1 protein-coding gene is annotated in these 1,327 nt (G+C 43.0%); it reads right to left on the reverse strand.

Features of this window, described 5'->3' with window-relative positions:
• Nucleotides 1–37 precede the first annotated feature (37 nt).
• Complete coding sequence (locus ACESTR_RS16125) at nt 38–1,201, reverse strand: IS4 family transposase (RefSeq protein WP_141405246.1); 1,164 nt, start codon at nt 1,199–1,201, stop codon at nt 38–40.
• Nucleotides 1,202–1,327 lie beyond the last annotated feature (126 nt).

Consider the following 1,327-nt stretch of genomic DNA (forward strand, 5'->3'; position numbering starts at 1 on the left):
TCATTAGTGTCCCGTTAAAATTGGGACGAAGTTAATATTAATCAAATAGTCCCTCCAAGAGGGGATAATCGAGTTCTTTGACATCGTTGAAATTAGTCTTTTCGAAGAGATCTCTCAGTGGAGTCTTATCCGTTAGTGAGATGCTCAAAATCTGCAGGACCTCATAAGTTGACCGCTTTAGTCGCATGTCGTGTTGGACGATGGCGACAAGGCAATAAGTTATGATTGCAGAGCAAATTTGTATTCTGACAGCGTTCTCTGTAGTGCCCCAGAATTTCTTAATCTTGAGGTGCTGCTTGAGCCACTTGAAGAACAACTCAATCTGCCATCGGTTCTTGTAGAGATTAGCAATTTCGAGAGCGGTAAGATGGAATGCATTCGTCAAAAATGCGAAGTCTCTGTCTTGCTCGTCATCGTGAAATCTCACAAGTCGCAGCCTCTCAGGAAACTTCTTCTGTGTGTTCACATCCGTGAGTTCAATAACGGAATCAGAAAGCACATTCTTAGGCAATCTACGTTTCCATTTCGTACACTTGTACTGTAAGTTCTTCTTCGCCCGAACCACGAAGTATGATTCATTAAGACAAATCTTGTAGAGTTCCTTGAATGCATTGTAACCACGGTCAAATACGTAGTAAGAACCTGATTCATAGGGAATCTCCTTCATTGCCTTTGAATCGTGTACCGATGCAGTCGTAATATGGAAGAAAGCAGAAACCTGGGACTCCAGATCATAAAGGACATGCGCCTTAACGCCTCCTTTCTTCTTGCGGAACTTTGCCCACCAGAATACTGACAAGCAGAGCGGAATCGTTGTTGAATCAAATGCATAAACATTCCCCTTCAGCTTGAAGATGTCGGTTGCTCGTTTCTTGCGAGCCTGTTCCATCATGAAGAAGGCAAAGTCTTCAAAGATCCTGTAGTCACGATTCTGATTCGCTGTGGCAAATGTCGTTTTCGCTATTGGATTACGCCCCATTCCAAGGTGATAACATTTGGATTGGTGAGTCTCCAATGCAACGACAACATCACGCAGGCTCTCACGGTTACAGAGTTGTCCGAACATGAGTGCCATGAGCTGATTCCAGCAGGTGAAGTTCTTGACATACCTGTTCCCATCATACTTGTCAACCAGGTGACGGAACTTGTTGTTGTCGAGAAATGCAACCAATTGAGCGAATACATATTTGTCTTTGTTCATAGAGCAGTCCCTTTATGGGCTGCAAAATTACAAATTCAAATCGTCGCACATGAAAAATTACTTCTAATAGACTATGTTTCAACTATTTCAAAGACCGACTTGCCCGCTTTTACGGGACAGTAGTGA

Origin of the sequence: Alistipes sp. DJF_B185 (assembly GCF_964250025.1) — a bacterium.
Lineage (GTDB): Bacteria > Bacteroidota > Bacteroidia > Bacteroidales > Rikenellaceae > Alistipes > Alistipes finegoldii.

Bases quoted from the DNA above. Each gene is read 5' to 3' on its own strand.
- ACESTR_RS16125 (WP_141405246.1), bottom strand. From the start codon at position 1,201: ATGAACAAAGACAAATATGTATTCGCTCAATTGGTTGCATTTCTCGAC.